The organism is Caulobacter sp. FWC26 (assembly GCF_002742645.2).
Taxonomy (GTDB): domain Bacteria; phylum Pseudomonadota; class Alphaproteobacteria; order Caulobacterales; family Caulobacteraceae; genus Caulobacter.
The window spans coordinates 1293563-1309447 of record NZ_CP033875.1 but is presented as its reverse complement, the minus strand read 5'-3'; the positions used below and the strand labels follow the sequence as shown (position 1 = coordinate 1309447).

The 15885-nt window shown below is 67.1% G+C and carries 15 protein-coding genes; 12 read left to right on the top strand and 3 right to left on the bottom strand.

Annotated elements, in window-relative coordinates; genetic code table 11:
- Positions 1-35 precede the first annotated feature (35 nt).
- The 9 genes from CSW63_RS07715 to CSW63_RS07675 all read left to right on the top strand — a co-directional run bounded on the left by CSW63_RS07715 (position 36) and on the right by CSW63_RS07675 (position 8922).
- The gene (locus CSW63_RS07715; protein WP_062093680.1) at positions 36-1079 is read left to right on the top strand and encodes a cyclopropane-fatty-acyl-phospholipid synthase family protein; all 1044 of its coding nucleotides are present in this window, start codon (positions 36-38) and stop codon (positions 1077-1079) included.
- On the top strand, positions 1076-1483 hold the full coding sequence (locus CSW63_RS07710; RefSeq protein WP_062093679.1) for a DUF2177 family protein: 408 nt from the start codon (positions 1076-1078) through the stop codon (positions 1481-1483). The genes CSW63_RS07715 and CSW63_RS07710 overlap by 4 nt, the downstream gene beginning before the upstream one ends.
- 45 nt (positions 1484-1528) lie before the next feature.
- Positions 1529-2641: a mechanosensitive ion channel family protein gene (locus CSW63_RS07705; protein WP_062093678.1), complete on the top strand. Its 1113-nt coding sequence runs from the start codon at positions 1529-1531 to the stop codon at positions 2639-2641.
- Between the two features lie 153 nt (positions 2642-2794).
- On the top strand, positions 2795-4048 hold the full coding sequence (locus tag CSW63_RS07700) for an allantoate amidohydrolase (RefSeq protein ID WP_062093677.1): 1254 nt from the start codon (positions 2795-2797) through the stop codon (positions 4046-4048).
- Positions 4045-5280, top strand: coding sequence for an alanine--glyoxylate aminotransferase family protein (locus CSW63_RS07695; protein WP_168193624.1), 1236 nt, complete (start codon positions 4045-4047; stop codon positions 5278-5280). The genes CSW63_RS07700 and CSW63_RS07695 overlap by 4 nt, the downstream gene beginning before the upstream one ends.
- Before the next feature lie 139 nt (positions 5281-5419).
- The gene (gene puuE, locus CSW63_RS07690) at positions 5420-6340 is read left to right on the top strand and encodes an allantoinase PuuE (protein WP_062096282.1); all 921 of its coding nucleotides are present in this window, start codon (positions 5420-5422) and stop codon (positions 6338-6340) included.
- A 181-nt stretch (positions 6341-6521) separates the two neighbouring features.
- Positions 6522-7046, top strand: coding sequence for a 2-oxo-4-hydroxy-4-carboxy-5-ureidoimidazoline decarboxylase (uraD, locus tag CSW63_RS07685; protein WP_062096278.1), 525 nt, complete (start codon positions 6522-6524; stop codon positions 7044-7046).
- Positions 7046-8233 (top strand): urate hydroxylase PuuD, encoded by a 1188-nt coding sequence (locus CSW63_RS07680; RefSeq protein WP_062096276.1) that lies wholly within the window; start codon positions 7046-7048, stop codon positions 8231-8233. The genes uraD and CSW63_RS07680 overlap by 1 nt, the downstream gene beginning before the upstream one ends.
- Positions 8230-8922: a TetR/AcrR family transcriptional regulator gene (locus tag CSW63_RS07675; protein ID WP_062096274.1), complete on the top strand. Its 693-nt coding sequence runs from the start codon at positions 8230-8232 to the stop codon at positions 8920-8922. The genes CSW63_RS07680 and CSW63_RS07675 overlap by 4 nt, the downstream gene beginning before the upstream one ends.
- Here the strand turns inward: CSW63_RS07675 and CSW63_RS07670 are convergent.
- From CSW63_RS07670 to CSW63_RS07660, 3 genes are all read right to left on the bottom strand, one after another.
- Positions 8919-9617: a YceI family protein gene (locus CSW63_RS07670; protein WP_062096272.1), complete on the bottom strand. Its 699-nt coding sequence runs from the start codon at positions 9615-9617 to the stop codon at positions 8919-8921. The two genes, CSW63_RS07675 and CSW63_RS07670, sit on opposite strands and share 4 nt — an antisense overlap.
- Positions 9618-9750: 133 nt before the next feature.
- Entirely contained in the window at positions 9751-12555 is a 2805-nt protein-coding gene (locus CSW63_RS07665) for a calcium-binding protein (protein ID WP_062096270.1), read from the bottom strand.
- A 113-nt stretch (positions 12556-12668) separates the two neighbouring features.
- Positions 12669-13634, bottom strand: a complete 966-nt coding sequence (locus CSW63_RS07660) for an acetamidase/formamidase family protein (protein ID WP_168193623.1) — start codon at positions 13632-13634, stop codon at positions 12669-12671.
- Between the two features lie 219 nt (positions 13635-13853).
- On the opposite strand from CSW63_RS07660, the gene CSW63_RS07655 reads away from it, so the two are divergent.
- Genes CSW63_RS07655 through hpxZ form a run of 3 tightly spaced genes read left to right on the top strand, consistent with a single transcriptional unit; the run spans position 13854 to position 15876 of the window.
- Positions 13854-14072, top strand: a complete 219-nt coding sequence (locus CSW63_RS07655) for a hypothetical protein (protein ID WP_062096285.1) — start codon at positions 13854-13856, stop codon at positions 14070-14072.
- Positions 14069-15463, top strand: coding sequence for an AtzE family amidohydrolase (locus tag CSW63_RS07650; RefSeq protein ID WP_062096266.1), 1395 nt, complete (start codon positions 14069-14071; stop codon positions 15461-15463). Before CSW63_RS07655 ends, CSW63_RS07650 begins: the two co-directional genes overlap by 4 nt.
- Positions 15460-15876, top strand: a complete 417-nt coding sequence (gene hpxZ, locus CSW63_RS07645; RefSeq protein WP_062096263.1) for an oxalurate catabolism protein HpxZ — start codon at positions 15460-15462, stop codon at positions 15874-15876. The genes CSW63_RS07650 and hpxZ overlap by 4 nt, the downstream gene beginning before the upstream one ends.
- The last annotated feature ends 9 nt before the right edge of the window (positions 15877-15885 follow it).

Below are 15885 nucleotides of genomic sequence, written 5' to 3'. Positions count from 1 at the left end.
TGCGTAACCGTTCTCAAGCCTCCCGGAGAACGACCATGAGCCTGGTGAAGACCGCGATCCACGCCTTTGAGGACGCGCCGATGCCCGACGTCGTGTCGCGCGCGGCGATCGACTTTCTCGTGGGCGACGCGCGACGCCGCCTTGAACAGGCGCCGGCCGACGCGACCTCGTCCTTCGCCCGCGAGATGGAAACGCGTCCAATCGCGACCCACACCGCCAACGCCAACGAGCAGCACTACGAACTGCCGGCTCCGTTCTTCGAGGCGGTGCTGGGCCCCAACCTGAAATACTCCAGCGGCCTCTATCCGCCGGGCGCCACCACCCTGGCCGAAGGCGAAGCGGCGGCTCTGCGCGAGACGGCCGAGCACGCGGACCTGCGCGATGGCCAGTCGGTCCTGGAACTGGGTTGCGGCTGGGGCTCGCTGTCGCTGTGGATGGCGGCCCGGTGCCCCAACTCGTCCATCACCTCGGTCTCGAACTCGGCCTCGCAGCGCGCCTTCATCGAAGCCCGCGCTGCAGAGCAGGGCCTGACCAACCTGAAGGTCATCACCGCCGACATGAACGACTTCCAGACCGACCAGCGCTTCGACCGCGTGGTCTCTGTCGAGATGTTCGAGCACATGTCCAACTGGCGCGCGCTGCTGACCCGGGTGCGGGGCTGGCTGAAGCCGGACGGCCTGCTGTTCCTGCACGTGTTCACGCACAAGAATACGCCCTACCGCTTCGAGGTCGATGATCCCGCCGACTGGATCGCCCAGTACTTCTTCAGCGGCGGCGTCATGCCCAGCCATGATCTGCCGCGCCAATTCCCTGATCTCTTCACGGTCGAGCGGGACTGGCGCTGGAGCGGCGAGCACTACGCCCGCACCGCCCGCCAGTGGCTTGAGAACTTCGATGCCCGCCGCGCCACGATCGATCCGATCCTGGCTGAGGTCTACGGCAAGCACGCCTCCGTCTGGCGCCGCCGCTGGCGCCTGTTCTTCCTGGCGACCGCCGGCCTGTTCGGCCATCGCGGCGGCGAGGAATGGGGCGTCAGCCACTACCGGATGCGCCCGATCCCTACGGAGACCGCCCAATGATCCAGTTCGCCGTCGCCTATGTCGGGACCGCGCTGGCGATGCTGGTCCTCGACATCATCTGGCTGACCCAAATGGTCAATCGCCTCTACCAGCCTCGCATCGGTGAGTTGCTGGCCGACAAGCCGTCGATGCCGCCGGCCGTGGTCTTTTACCTGCTCTATGTGGCGGGGATCGTCATCCTGGCCGTGATGCCGGCGCTGCGCGAGGGCGGCTGGAAGCGGCTTCTGGTCCACGCGGCGGTGTTCGGCCTGGTCGCCTACGCCACCTATGACCTGACCAATCAAGCGACGATGAAGACCTGGTCGACAACGATCACCCTGGTCGACATGGCCTGGGGGACGTTCATCACCACCGTCGCGGCGTCAGCCGGCTATGCGGCGGCGCGTTGGTTCGCTGCGCGCTGACGTTCGCAAGGGAGCCATGACCTCGGCGAGGCGTTCGCCTTGGTCATGGACGCCCTCACCGCCGACCTGTCTGGTCTCGTCACCGGCTTCGCCTGGGCCCCGCCCTGGCTGATAAGCCTGCTTCTGATCGCTCTGGCCCTGCTTACGGCCCTCGCTACGCACGCCGCCTTGGTCCGATTGGTGCGGCGAACCCTCTCGCGGCGCGACGCCTTCTGGCAGGCGCTGATCGCCCGCACCCGGCGCCCGACACGCATGGCGCTTGTGGTCACCGCGCTGGGTCCCGCCGTCTCCGCCGCGCCGCTTTCCGCCGGCCAGGCCGACGCATCGCGACACGTCCTGCTCGTCCTGTTCATTCTGCTGGTTGGCTGGATGGCGATGACCGCGCTGGACATCGCGGCGGCGCTTTATCTGCGCGGCTTCAAGGTGGATGTCGAAGACAACCTTCTGGCGCGCAAGCACATCACCCAGGTGCGGATTCTTCGACGGGCGATGGCGATCCTGGTCGGGTTGTTCACCCTTGCCCTGGCCCTGATGACCGTACCCGGGGTCAAACAGTGGGGCGTCAGCCTGCTCGCCGCCGGCGGCGCCGCCAGCCTCATCGTCGGCCTGGCCCTGCAGCCCCTGCTGACCAACCTGATCGCGGGCATCCAGATCGCAGTGACCCAGCCCATTCGGATCGACGATGCGGTGATCGTCGAAAAGGAGTGGGGAAACATCGAGGAAATCACCGCAACCTATGTCGTCGTGCGCCTGTGGGACTGGCGACGCCTGGTTCTGCCGCTGACCTATTTTATCCAGACGCCGTTCCAGAACTGGACCCGCGAAAACGCCGCGCTGATCGGGACGGCGATGCTGTATGTGGACCCGGCCGCCCCCGTCGATCGGCTGCGGGCCAAGCTGGAGGAGATCGCGCGCGCTTCGCCGCTGTGGGACGGCAAGGTCGTGAATCTGGCTGTCACCGACCTGCGCCCCGACGTGATGGAGATCCGCTGTCTGATCAGCGCGCGCAATGCGCCGATCACCTTCGATCTGCGCTGCGAAGTCCGTGAAAAGATGATGGCCTTCCTGCGCGACGAGCTGCCAGAAGCCTTCCCAAGAAGCCGCCTGGCGCTTGCGGATGATCCCGTCCGCCCCGTTCTGTCGGAACGCCCTTCCTAAGTAAGCAAATTATGACTTATGAAGAGGCGCCCGTGACGGCGGCGTGGCGCTCGCGCGGGCGCCCTTCGCCAACTCGCCCCACAAAGGCTTGTGACACGGGACCCGCGGGCGCAGCCTGCTAGGGTTGGTGACGAAGCGGGGGCCTAGCCAGACGTGACAGACGGTTTCGACATCGGGGTAAGGGCCAAGGCGCGCTGCGACGCCCTGGGTCTTGCGCCCTACAGCGAGATCGAAGGCCAGCTTACGCGCCGTTTCCTGACACCGGCTCACGAGGCCGCGCTGGAGGCCCTCGCTGGCTGGATGGCCGAAGCCGGCATGAGCGTCCGCCGCGACGCCGTCGCCAATCTCATCGGTCGCTACGAGGGTGAAGCGCCGGGCGCGAAGGCCCTGATCATCGGCTCGCACATCGACAGCGTCCGCAACGGTGGACGCTATGACGGGCCGCTCGGGATCATGCTGGGAATCGACGTTGTGGAGGCGCTGAATCGCGCCGGCCGCCGCCTGCCGTTCGCGATCGAAGTGGTCGCGTTCGGCGACGAAGAAGGCTCGCGTTTCCCCGCCTCGATGAGCTGCAGCCGCGCGATCGCGGGCGTGCTGGACGTCAGCGCTCTGGAGATGCGCGACGCCGACGGCGTGTCGGTGGCCGAGGCCTTGGCGGAATTCGGCGGCGATCCGGTCGGGATCGCCAGCGCCGCGCGCCGGCCCGAAGACGTGCTGGCCTTCTTGGAAGCCCACATCGAGCAAGGCCCCGTGCTGGAGGCCGAGGGCCTGGCCCTGGGCGTCGTCACCGCCATCGCCGCCCAGAAGCGCCTGATGGTCCGTATCGAGGGTCAGGCCGGGCACGCGGGCACCACGCCCATGGGTCTGCGCAAGGACCCGGGCCCCGCCGCCGCCGAGGCCATGCTGGCGCTGGAGCGGATCTGCCGCGCCGGAACCGACGGCTTGGTCGGCACGGTCGGCCGCATGACCGCCCTACCCGGCGCCTTCAACGTCATTCCGGGCGCGGTCGAGTTCTCGATGGACATCCGCGCCGAGACCTCGTCCACGCGCGACGCCGCCGTCGAAGCGGTCACTGCCGAGATCCACACCATCGCCGCCGCGCGGGGCCTTTCGGCGACCGTCACCCTGATGCAGGCCCTGGCCGAGAGTCCCTGCGATCCGTCGCTGATGGGTCTGCTGGAAGACAGCCTCGCCGCCCTGGGCCTGCCCGTCCGCCGGCTGCCCTCGGGCGCGGGTCACGACGCCATGGTGATGGCCGACCTCTGCCCCACCGCCATGCTGTTCATCCGCTGCGAGGGCGGGATCAGCCACAATCCGGCCGAGGCCGTCACCGAGGCCGACTGCGCCTTGGCGGCCCGCGCCATGCTCACCTTCATCGACAAGCTAGAACGACGCGAACGCGCATGACCCAAGACACCCTTGGCGCCTTTCACGAGCTCGACCACCCTGCCCGCCTGCTGATGGGCCCCGGCCCAATCAACGTGCACCCGCGCGTGCTGCGGGCCATGTCGGTGCAGCTGCTCGGCCAGTTCGACCCCGAGTTCACCGGCTATATGAACGAGGTCATGGCCCTCTATCGCGGGGTCTTCCAGACGAAGAACCGCTGGACCTTCACGATCGACGGCACCTCGCGCGCCGGCATCGAGGCGGCGCTGGTCTCGACCCTTCAGCCGGGCGACGACGTCGTGGTGGTCAACGCCGGGCGCTTTGGCCTGCTCTTGGCCGAGATCGCCGAGCGCTGCGACGCCAAGGTCACCTTCGTCGAGGCCCCCTGGGGGACCGTGGTCGATCCGCAGGCGGTCGAGGACGCCGTCAAGCGCGTCAAGCCGCGCCTGGTGGCCTGCGTCCACGGCGACACCTCGACCACCATGGCCCAGCCGCTTAGCGAGATCGGCGCGATCTGCCGCGCGCACGGGGCGCTGATGTATGTCGACGCCACCGCCACCCTGTCGGGCATGGACGTTCCGGTCGACGCCTGGGGCGCCGACATCGTCACCGCCGGCCTCCAGAAGTGCCTGGGCGGCCCCTCCGGCTCGGCCCCGATCACCATCAGCGACCAGGCCGCCGAGCACATCTTCTCGCGTCGCCATGTCGAGAAGGGCCTCGTCGGAACCGGCGGCGCGGCGGGCGCCGGCCGCCGCATCGCCTCGAACTATTTCGATCTGGCGATGATCATGGACTACTGGTCCGAGAAGCGCCTGAACCACCACACCGAATGCGCCCCGATGCTGTTCGCGGCCCGCGAATGCGCGCGGCTGGTGCTGGAGGAAGGGCTGCCGGCGCGCTTCGAGCGCCACGCCAAGGCGGGCGCGGCCATGACCGCTGGCCTGGAGGCCATGGGCCTGTCGATCTATGGCGACAAGGCGCACAAGATGACCAACGTCACCGGCATCTGGGTCCCTGACGGCGTCGACTACGACCGCGTGAAGGCGCGTATGCGCACCGACTTCGAGATCGAGATCGGCTCGGCCTTCGGCCCCCTGACCGGCAAGATCTGGCGGATCGGCACGATGGGCGTGAACGCCCGCAAACACGCGGTCTTGCAGACGTTGGCGGCCTTCGAGGCCGTGCTGCGCTGGGAAGGCTTCAGCGCTCCGGCCGGCGCAGGCGTCGACGCGGCGGCGAAGGTGTACGGATGAGCGGGCCGATCAGCACCTTCTTCCCCCTCCGGGGGAGGAGCGCGAAGCGCGGAGGGGGCAAGTCAGTGAGTAGTCACCTTAGTCGCCCCCACCTGACCGCGCTGCGCGCGGTCGTCCGCCCCCAGCGGGGGCAGAAGGCATGACTGCGACCTATCCCCGCGACCTCATCGGCTATGGCGAGCATCCGCCGCACGCGCGCTGGCCCAATGACGCCCGCGTCGCCGTCCAGTTCGTTTTGAACTACGAAGAAGGCGCCGAGCGCTCAATCCTGCACGGCGATCCCGTCTCCGAGTTCTTCCTGTCGGAGATGGTCGGCGCCCAGCCCATCCAGGGGATGCGGCACATGTCGATGGAGAGCCTCTACGAATACGGCTCGCGCGCCGGCTTCTGGCGCATCCGACGCCTGTTCGAGGAGTTCGGCCTGCCGCTGACCGTGTTCGGCGTCGCCCAGGCCATGGAGCGCCATCCCCAGGCGGTCGAGGCGATGATGAAGTCCGGCTGGGAGATCGCCAGCCACGGCTATCGCTGGATCGACTATCAGCACTTCACGCCAGACCAGGAGCTGGAGCACATCCAGCAGGCCATCGAAATCCAGAAACGCCTGACCGGCGAACGCCCGCTAGGCTGGTACCAGGGGCGCACCAGCCCCAACACCGCGCGGCTCGTGGCCCAGGAAGGCGGCTTTCTCTACGACGCCGACAGCTACGCCGACGACCTGCCCTACTGGGACGACCAGCACGGCCGCCCGCAGCTGATCGTGCCCTACACGCTGGAAGCCAACGACATGCGCTTCACGGCGGCGCAAGGGTTCAACACCGGCGAGCAGTTCTTCACCTATCTGCGCGACGCCTTCGACGCCCTCTACCTGGAGGGCGAAACCGCGCCGAAGATGATGAGCGTCGGCTTGCATTGCCGCGTGGTCGGCAAGCCCGGCCGCATCGGCGCCCTGCGGCGTTTCCTGGAGCACGTGACGAACCATGACCGCGTCTGGGTGGCCCGGCGCATCGACATCGCGCGGCACTGGATCGCGACGCATCCGTATCAGGAGGGCAAGGCATGAGCATGTTCTCCAAGCCCTTCCCCCTCGATGGGGGAAGGGTTGGGATGGGGGTGATTGCGGCGTCCGCCAGCAAGCTGATCAATGCCCCGTTCGCGCCTCTCGGACCCAACCTGAACAGCACTGAGCTCACCCCCATCCCCGGCCCTTCCCCCATCGAGGGGGAAGGGAGAGGAGCTTTGCCATGAGCGGCGCCCCGCCCCTGACCCTGGCTCGGCTCAACAGCATGAACCAGACCGGCTTCGCCACCGCTTTGGGGTTCGCTTTCGAGCTGTCGCCCTGGGTGGTCGAGCGCGCCTGGAGCGAGCGTCCGTTCGCCAGCGTCGAGGCCCTGCACGACGCGATGATGGCGGTGCTCAACACCGCGACCACCGCCGACAAGCTGGCCTTGATCCGCGCCCACCCGGAACTGGCCAGCAAGGCCGCGATCGCCAAGCAGCTGACGGCTGAGAGCAACGCCGAGCAGGCCAGCGCGGGCCTTGACCGGCTGACGCCCGAGGAGTTCGCGCGCTTCCATGACCTGAACGCCGCCTATCGGGATCGCTTCGGCTTTCCGTTCATCATCTGCGTGCGGCTGAACGACAAGGCCGCGATCCTGGCGGCCATGCAGACGCGGCTTTCCAACGACGAGGCGGCCGAGATCGCCGAGGCCATCATCCAGATCGGCCTGATCTCCAAGCTTCGACTGCTCGACGCGGTGACCAACTGATGGACTACGATTTCGCGGGCTGGGCCAGCATGGCCCTGCGATGGCTGCACGTGGTGGCGGGCGTGGCCTGGATTGGCGCGTCCTTCTACTTCGTCTGGCTGGACAACAATCTGCGCGATCCCGATCCCCCAAAGGACGGCGTGAAGGGCGAGCTGTGGGCCGTACACGGCGGCGGCTTCTACCACTCGCAGAAGTATCTGAACGCCCCTGCGCACATGCCCGAGCACCTGCACTGGTTCAAATGGGAGGCCTACACCACCTGGCTGTCGGGCTTTGCGCTGCTGATCGTGCTCTATTACTGGCAGGCGGGGGTCTATCTGATCGACCCGGTCAGGCACGCCTTCACGCAAACCCAGGCGATCGGCGTGGGCCTGGCCTTCATCTTCGGCGGCCTCGCGACCTACGAGGCCCTGTGCCGCTCGCCCCTGGGCCAGAACGGCAAGCTGTTCGGCGTCGTCTGGTTTTCGATCCTGACCGCCGCGACCTGGGCGCTGACGCAACTGTTCTCCGACCGAGGCGCGTTCATCCATGTGGGCGCGATCATCGGCACCTGCATGGTCGGGAACGTGTTCCTGGTCATCATCCCCAACCAGCGCAAGATCGTCGCCGACATGCTGGCCGGCCGCCCCGTCGACCCACGCCTGGGCGCCATGGGCAAGCAGCGGTCGGTGCACAACACCCACATGACGTTGCCGGTCATCTTCATCATGATCAGCAACCACTATCCGGCCGTCTCGGGACACCCGAAGGCCTGGCTGCTGCTGGCCATGATCAGCGCCGGCGCGATCGCGATCCGCTACTTCTTCATCCAGCGCCACTTCGGGAAGATCCGGCACGAGTTCCTGTTCTACGGCGCCATGCTGATCTTCGGCGCCACGGCCATCGCGTCGATGAAGCCCAAGGACAAGGTTGAGATCACCAGCGAGGTGCCCTTCACCACCGCCCAGGCCATCGTCCAGAAACACTGCGTGACCTGCCACGCCGCTACGCCGACCCACGCGGGGTTCTCGGCCCCGCCGCTGGGCGCGACCTTCGACACGCCGGCGCACATCAAGACCTATGCGGCGAAAATCAACGAACGCGCGGTGCTCTCGACCAGCATGCCTCTTGGCAACGAGACCGGCATGACCGATGAGGAGCGGGCCCAGCTGGGCGCCTGGATCAAACAGGGAGCCAAGATCCCGTGACCGACGCCGTCCTGGACGCGCAAGCCGACGCCGCCCTCGAGGCTGCGGACGGCGCGCCGCGCAAGCGTAACGCCGAGCGCACTCGCAAGGCGATCCTCGCCGCGGCCCTCAAGGAGTTCGCCCAGGCCGGCTTCGCGGGCGCCCGGATCGAGAAGATCGTCAAGGCGGCCAAGTGCAATATCCGGATGCTCTACCACTACTTCGGGGACAAGAAGGGCCTGTATATGGCCGTTCTCGAAGGCGCCTACATGGACCTCCGGGCCCGCGAGGCCGAGCTGAAGATCGACTTCGACAAGCCGCTGGACGGCTTTCTGGAGCTGCAGCGTTTCACCTTCGACTATTTCGAGAAGAACCCGCGCTTCGAGGGCCTGCTGCGCAACGAGAACCTGCAGCACGGCAAGTTCGCGTCGCAATCGCGGGTCGTCACTGAGACGGCCTTCCCGCTGCGCCGCACGATCGAGCGGCTGATCGAGAGCGGTCAGAAGCAAGGGTTGTTCGGGCCTGATCTCGACCCGGTGCAGATCTATGTGACGATCGCGGCCATGAGCCGCTTTCACCTGGCCAACGGCTATTCGCTGTCGGCCACGCTGAACACCGACATGAGCGCGCCGGAATGGCGCCGGGCGCGGCTCGACCACGCCCTGGCCCTGCTGGAAGGCTATCTGACGCGGGGGGCGCCGAAGCGCTAGCTGGAGGACGCGGCCTTCAGCGGCGGGCCGCTGAACTCGGCCTCGATCTCGACCTGGACCTCGTCGCCGACGCCCATGGTCGTGCCGGGCGCCGGAACGCCGTAGGCGATCCCGAAGTCCGAGCGCTTGAACGCCCCCTTGGCCGAGAAGCCGATCCGCGCGTTCGGATCCATCGGATGGCCGACATAGCCGCCGTTATACGTCACATCCAGGGTCACCGGCTTGGTCACCCCGTGCAGGGTCAAATCGCCAGTGACCTTGCCGGTGTCGGGACCGGTGGTCTCGATCCTGGTCGACTTGAAGGTGATCGCCGGATACCGCGCCGCGTCCAGCCACTGCGGACCGGTCAAATCCTTCTGGAAGCCGGGCGGCGGCGCAGGCAGTGTCAGCGACTTAGGATCGATCGTCGCCTCCAGCGAACTGGCGGCGGCGTTGGCCTGATCAAAGCGCAGCTTGGCGTCGAAATCGGCGAAGCTGGCCGTGTAGTTCGAGAAACCCAGGTGGCTGACCTTGAAGGTCAGCGAGGCGTGGCTCTTGTCCAGCGTGTAGTCGCCGGCCGGGATGTCGGCCTTGGGCGGCTTGGGCGCGGCGGCGGCCGGCGCGGCGCCGGGCGCCTCGGCCTTCTTGTCGGCGGCGGGCTGGGGTGAGCAGGCGGCCAGCGCGAGCAAGGCGACGGCGGGCAACAACGACTTCATACACTTCCCTCCAATGGTGCGGGCCCGTCCTTAGTTGGACGGACTCCGAACGCCTTGCGGAAGAGCGGCACACCCTTACGCCGACGTAACGACATCGTAAGGATGCAGTCGCGGTTGCGGGAGGGGTGGTGGACTAAGCCCCTGTGATCATGTCGACCGTGAAGTTTGCCGGATTGAAGCCCTGGAGCTTGATCGTCGTGTCGTACATCCAATCGTGCGTCTGCCCATTTAAGTCGATGTAACCATCTACGTCAGCGAGCACATACGTGTCGCCTTCGGACCCGAAGATTATGAAGCGCGGACCGGCTCCCGTAGCGCGCTGGTTTATCCAACCTTGCATAACGAGCTGGAAGACAGCGCTGGTCGGACTGCCCAGGTTTCCGGTGTTGATCTGAATTTCGCTCAGGCTGAGCGTGCCGAAATTCCACTGGAATGCGAGCCGATCACCGACTTCGAAGTCGGTGATGACATCGACACCTGTATCCAACTTTGCACTGAACCCACTGTCGCCGTTCAAGAACTGGAACCGGTCTGCTCCCGCGCCGCCGGTCAGTTTATCCGAACCGGCGCCCCCCCAGATCACGTCGTCCCCGCCCTTGCCATCAATGGTGTCGTCGAACCCGGTTCCCCACAGAAGGTTGGCGGCGCTATCGCCTTCGAAGGAAACACCGATGCTCGGGATAAAGGTCGCCATGCTGACCTTGTCGAGCGTGGTGTTGGCCAGTTTGACCACGTTCTCGAAGACGCCAGTCGAGGCGTTCGGTTGGTAGAGGACGTAGACGTCGCCCCCTACTTGATACGCCAAAAAGGCCTTATGCGACGTGTCGACGTGAAGCGACGCGTCCGCCAGGGCTTCCTGCCAGCTATTCGCGGTGAACTTGCCAACCTCGAACGACATAGCGGGCGCGCCGAACACGAGCTTGTCGCCGGCCTCCCAGTCCAGGATCACATCCACGCCGACGTCGCTGGTCGCAGACCAGGTCGTATCACCCGCCGCAAAGACGAACGTGTCGTTCCCCTCACCGCCGTATAGAGCATCCGCGCCCTTCCCCCCAGTGATCACGTCAGCGCCGCCGTAGCCGTAGATCGTGTCGCCCAGAGCGCGACCCGTCAGGATGTTGGCCTCGCTGTCGCCCATTAGCGGCGACTTGCTGCTCAGCACATCATCCACTGTCACCGTCGTCGCCGACGGCGACAGCGTCACCGACTTGTCGCTGAACTTCAGCGTCTCGATGTTCAGCAGCGTGTCCGTGCCTTCGAGTCCCTTGACCGTCCAGGTCCCGTTGGCGTTCCGGTTCCAGGTGTACTGGTTGGCGTTGCCGATGAAGATCGCGGTGTCGGCGCCGGCCCCGCCGTCGATGATGTCGTCGCCCAGGCCGCCTTCGACTGTGTTGTCCTTAGCGTCGCCGATTAGGACGTCGGCTCTCAGCGAACCCTTCAGGCCTTCGAAGTTGCGGAGCGTATCAACGCCGGCGCCGCCGGTATTCTGCGGTCCGGTTTTGGAGAGGTCCACCCGAACGCTCTGGTCACCCTCGTATGAGGCGATGTCGAAGCCCGCGCCGCCGTCCAGAACGTCGTCACCGGCCTGACCGACGATCTTGTTGTCGCCCGCGTCGCCCGTGAGGCGGTCATTTCCGGAGCCTCCCATCACGTTCTCGATATTCGAGACGACCATGTGGACGCCGGGCGCGATCACCTGGTCGCCGGTCTTCGACAGATCCAGCGTGATGTCGACGATTGACGAGAAGATCAGGTCGTCGACCCCGGTCCCGCCATCGACGATGGTTGCGTCGCCCTCGCTGCCTGGGCCTGTCCAGACGATGATCTGGTCGCGCCCCGCGCCGCCCAGCAGCATATCCCCAGGCTTACGGAAACTGCCGCGCAGAACGTCGTTACCCTCGCCGCCGTCAAGAACATCGTGGCCGCCGATGCCAAACAGCACGTCGTCGCCCGCGTCACCGAACAGATAGTTCTCCGCGTCGTTGCCGACGATGTAGTCGTTATGGGTCGAGCCCATCGCCGCCTCGATCGAGACCAGCGCGTCCACGCCGTCCGGAATGGGGATCTGCGGCGCCGGCGCGCCCGAAAGATTGATCGACACCCCGACCTCGCTGAACGCGTAGTCGACCGTGTCCCAGCCTTCGCCGCCGTCGATGACATTGACGCCTGCTCCGCCGGACAGGTGGTCATCGCCCGCGCCGCCGTAGAGCTTGTCGTCGCCGGCGTCGCCCCACAGGTAGTTGTCCTTAGCGTCGCCGGTCAGGACGTCGGCGAACTTGCTGCCATAGAGGTGCTCGATGCCGCTCAGGGTGTCGGTCCCACCGCCGCCGGTGTTCTGGGCCGTGGTCTTGGTCAGGTCGACGGTGACGCCGGCCGCGGCGTCCTCATAGGACGACCAGTCCCAGCCCGCGCCGCCCTTGATCAGGTCATCGCCCGCGCCGCCGACCAAGTAGTCGTCGCCGTCGCCGCCATCCAGCGTGTCATGGCCGTCCGAGCCCCACAGGGTGTCGTCGCCCTTGCCGCCGCTGACCGTGTCATTGCCTGCGCCGCCGACCATCATATTGGCCGCCGCGCTTCCGATCAGGGTGTCGTTGAAGGCCGAGCCGTAGACGTTCTCGATCCCGATAAGCTTGTCGGTCCCGGCCCCGACCGTGTTCTGGGCGCCGTTCAGGGTGAGGTCGACCTTCACGCCGGCTGCGGCGTCCTCATAGGCCGCCCAGTCGTTGCCCGCGCCGCCGTCGATCGTGTCGTTGCCCGCACCGCCCAGCAGATAGTCGTCGCCGTCGCCGCCCTGCAGGACGTCATTGCCCTCATTGCCGGCGAGGACGTCGTTGCCGCCGCCGCCCTTGAGCGTATCGGCGCCTTCGAAGCCGTAGATGACATCATCGTCGGCGCCGCCGACCAAAGTGTCGGCGCCCTGCGTACCGCGCAAATCCATCACCCGCTCCCGAAATCACACTGCAACCTCAGCGTGACCTATCGGCTGCAAGTCGCGTGCCGAAACCCTTTCTACGTTGACGGGAATATTAAGGGTAAACGGACCCCGCCGGGTTAGACGAGCACTCCCTTGGCCAGCAGCGCGTGAACGCCCTTTTCGCCGTTCACGGTCTGGGTGACCCGGAAGTCCACCGCCAGCGAACAGAACTGATAGGCCTGCACACGCGTCAGGGCGGTGCGGGCGGTGATGAAGTCGATCGTTTGGCGCAGGGCCTGCTTCATGGCCAGATCGAGATCCTCGTGGAAGCCCATCAGAATGTGATGCGTCGGCGTCTCCGCGCGCGGCCAGGCGAAGGCGCCGGCGTCTGCGGCCCCATGCGCCTTCTTGTGGAGCACGAAGGTGAAGGTCCCAGTGAGGCCCATCTCCAGCGCGTTGACGCAGACCTCGCCGTCGCCTTGGCGCCCGTGACCGTCACCGACCGAGAAGTTCGCGCCCGGAACCCAGACCGGCAGATAGAGCGTCGAGCCGGCGACCAGCTCCTTGTTGTCCATATTGCCGCCGTGCTCGCGCGGCTCACGGCTGGAGAGACGGCCATACTTCGCGGGCGGGGCCACGCCCATCGTCCCGAAGAACGGCGCCAGAGGCATCTCCGGGGCCCACTCCGGCTTGCAGACCCCGCGGGCGGCGTCGACAGCGATATGGCTGACATAGCGCTCAGGGAAGTCCTCGGGCAGCGTTCCGGCCAGCGGACGCACGGCGCAATAGCCCCAGTCGTTGTTGGGTTCGATCGTCTCGATCCGCACCTCCAGCATGTCGCCGGGCTCGGCGCCAGCGACGGCGATCGGCCCTGTGAGGATGTGCGGACCGATGCGAGGCGGGTTGCTATCGTGGATCGCCTGGAGCGCCGGCGGGATGGCGTAAGGCGACCCGGCCGGAGGCATCACTTCGACGCCGCCCGAGACGCACTCGACCGTAACCCTGTCGCCTGACTGCACCACAAGCACAGGATCGAACGCCGCGTCGAACATGCCAAAGCGGACGGTGTCGGGCGTAGAGGCCAGGCGGTGATGCGCCATCAAGTAAGTCCTTCCTTACAAACGCATCTGAGCCGAACCGGCGATGGGGCCTAAGGCGAAGCGCCATGCTCACGTGGCTTGACCTCAACCTGCCTTCCAGGCGAGCGATCCACAGCCCCAGTGCCGCACGCTTGAGCGGATCACGGTTGCCGAGAAAGCGGGACTGGCGCGTCCGGCGAACCCGGGTGTATGAAGTTTTTTCTTACTTATGGAATCCCGCCCATGGCGCTCGACGCGGACACGACAGCCTTCCTGGCCCTCGACGACGACGAGGTGGCCGCCTGGGCGCGGCGCCGCGCCACCGAGCGTGGCGTCGAACCGCCCGCCCCAGCTCTGCCCGGCGTGATCGACAACCTCGTCCTGCTCAAGAGCCAGACCGCCCTCTTCGTCGCCGCGCTGGGCGATGCGGCCGGCGAGGCCTCGGAGACCTTCCAGCCGTGAGCTTCTGCAGCGTCGTCGAGATCGCCGGCGAGGTCCGCGCCGGCCGGGTCACCGCCCGCGCGGTGACCGAAGCCACCCTCTCGCGCATCCAGCGCCTGGACGGCGATATCAACGCCTTCACGGCGGTGACCGCCGAACGCGCTCTCGCCGCCGCCGAGGCCGTCGACACTGACATCGCGGCGGGTCGCGCCGTCGGCTCGCTGGCCGGTGTGCCGTTCGCCGTGAAGAACCTCTTCGATATCGAAGGCTTGCCCACCCTGGCCGGATCCAAGATCCGTCGCGACGCCGCACCGCCGCCCCGCGACGCCACCCTGGTCCAACGCCTGACCGCCGCCGGCGCCATCCTGGTGGGCGCGCTGAACATGGACGAGTTCGCCTACGGCTTCGTCACTGAGAACGCGCATGACGGCCCGGTGCGCAATCCGCATGATCCGACGCGGATCGCCGGCGGCTCGTCGGGCGGTTCGGCGGCGGCCGTGGCGGCGGGCCTCGTCCCCCTGACCCTGGGCTCAGACACCAACGGCTCGATCCGCATTCCCGCCGGCCTGTGCGGCGTGTTCGGCCTCAAGCCCACCTATGGCCGCCTGTCGCGCCAGGGCGTCTTCCCGTTCGTCGAGAGCCTGGACCATGTCGGCCCCTTCGCGCGCTCGGTCGAGGATCTGGCCCTGGCCTACGACGTGCTGCAGGGCGCCGATCCGGCCGGCGATCCGATCTGCGTCCGCGAGGCCGAGCTGCTGGCGAGTCGGCTCGACGCCCTGGCCGAGCAGCCCTTGCGCGTGGGTGTGCTGGGCGGCTGGTTCCAGCAGGGCGCCTTTCGCGAGGTGCTCGAGGCGCTGGGTCGCGTCGGTGACGCATTGGAAGCCAGTAACACCGTCACCCTGCAGAGCGCCCAGGCCGCCCGCGCCGCCGCCTTCTGCCTGACGGCGTTCGAGGGCGGCGAGTTGCATCACGATGATCTGGCCAAGCGCGCCATGGACTATGACCCCGCCGTCCGCGACCGCCTTTTGGCCGGCGCCCTGCTGCCCGAGGGCGTGGCCGAGGCCGCCAAGCGTTTCCGCACGATCTTCCGCGACGAGGTTCGCGAGGCTTTCCAGCACTACGACATCCTGCTGGCGCCCGCCTCGGTGTGTCCGGCTCCGCCGATAGGCCAGGCGACGATGGAGATGGACGGGGTTCCGGTGTCGGTGCGCAAGAACCTGGGCGCCTTCACCCAGCCGATCAGCTATGTCGGCCTGCCCGTGGTCGCCGCGCCGGTGAACCGTCCCGGCCAGTTGCCGATCGGCGTGCAGATCATCGCGCCGGCCTGGCGCGAGGACCTGGCCTTCGCCGCCGCCCTGCGCCTGCAACACGCCGGCGTGGTGGCGGCCCATCCGCCGACGGGGGCGCTATGATCGTCAACGATCTTGCCGTGCTGGCCGAGGTCACCGCCCTGGTCGACGCCTACGAAGTGGCGCTGATGTCCAATGACGTCGCGGCGTTGGACGGCGCCTTCTGGGCCTCGCCGCATACCGTGCGCCTGGGCGTGGCGGAGAACCTCTGGGGCTTTGACGAGATCGCCGCCTTCCGCGTCGGCCGGGCCGGTGGTTCGCCGCCCCGCACGCGCCTTCGCACCGAGGTCACCACCTTTGGCGCGGACTTCGCGATCGCCAATGTCGAATTCCGCCGTGAAGACACCGGCAAGATCGGCCGCCAGAGCCAGACCTGGGTCCGCACCGCCGACGGCTGGAAGGTCGTGTGCGCCCACGTATCCCTGATGCAGGGCGGGAGCGATCAGCGCCTCGCTCCAGAACAAGAAAAACGCTAGAGCCCTTCC

Bases quoted from the DNA above. Each gene is read 5' to 3' on its own strand.
- CSW63_RS07715 (WP_062093680.1), top strand. From the start codon at position 36: ATGAGCCTGGTGAAGACCGCGATCCACGCCTTTGAGGACGCGCCGATG.
- CSW63_RS07710 (WP_062093679.1), top strand. From the start codon at position 1,076: ATGATCCAGTTCGCCGTCGCCTATGTCGGGACCGCGCTGGCGATGCTG.
- CSW63_RS07705 (WP_062093678.1), top strand. From the start codon at position 1,529: ATGGACGCCCTCACCGCCGACCTGTCTGGTCTCGTCACCGGCTTCGCC.
- CSW63_RS07695 (WP_168193624.1), top strand. From the start codon at position 4,045: ATGACCCAAGACACCCTTGGCGCCTTTCACGAGCTCGACCACCCTGCC.
- puuE (WP_062096282.1), top strand. From the start codon at position 5,420: ATGACTGCGACCTATCCCCGCGACCTCATCGGCTATGGCGAGCATCCG.
- uraD (WP_062096278.1), top strand. From the start codon at position 6,522: ATGAGCGGCGCCCCGCCCCTGACCCTGGCTCGGCTCAACAGCATGAAC.
- CSW63_RS07680 (WP_062096276.1), top strand. From the start codon at position 7,046: ATGGACTACGATTTCGCGGGCTGGGCCAGCATGGCCCTGCGATGGCTG.
- CSW63_RS07670 (WP_062096272.1), bottom strand. From the start codon at position 9,617: ATGAAGTCGTTGTTGCCCGCCGTCGCCTTGCTCGCGCTGGCCGCCTGC.
- CSW63_RS07665 (WP_062096270.1), bottom strand. From the start codon at position 12,555: ATGGATTTGCGCGGTACGCAGGGCGCCGACACTTTGGTCGGCGGCGCC.
- CSW63_RS07655 (WP_062096285.1), top strand. From the start codon at position 13,854: ATGGCGCTCGACGCGGACACGACAGCCTTCCTGGCCCTCGACGACGAC.
- hpxZ (WP_062096263.1), top strand. From the start codon at position 15,460: ATGATCGTCAACGATCTTGCCGTGCTGGCCGAGGTCACCGCCCTGGTC.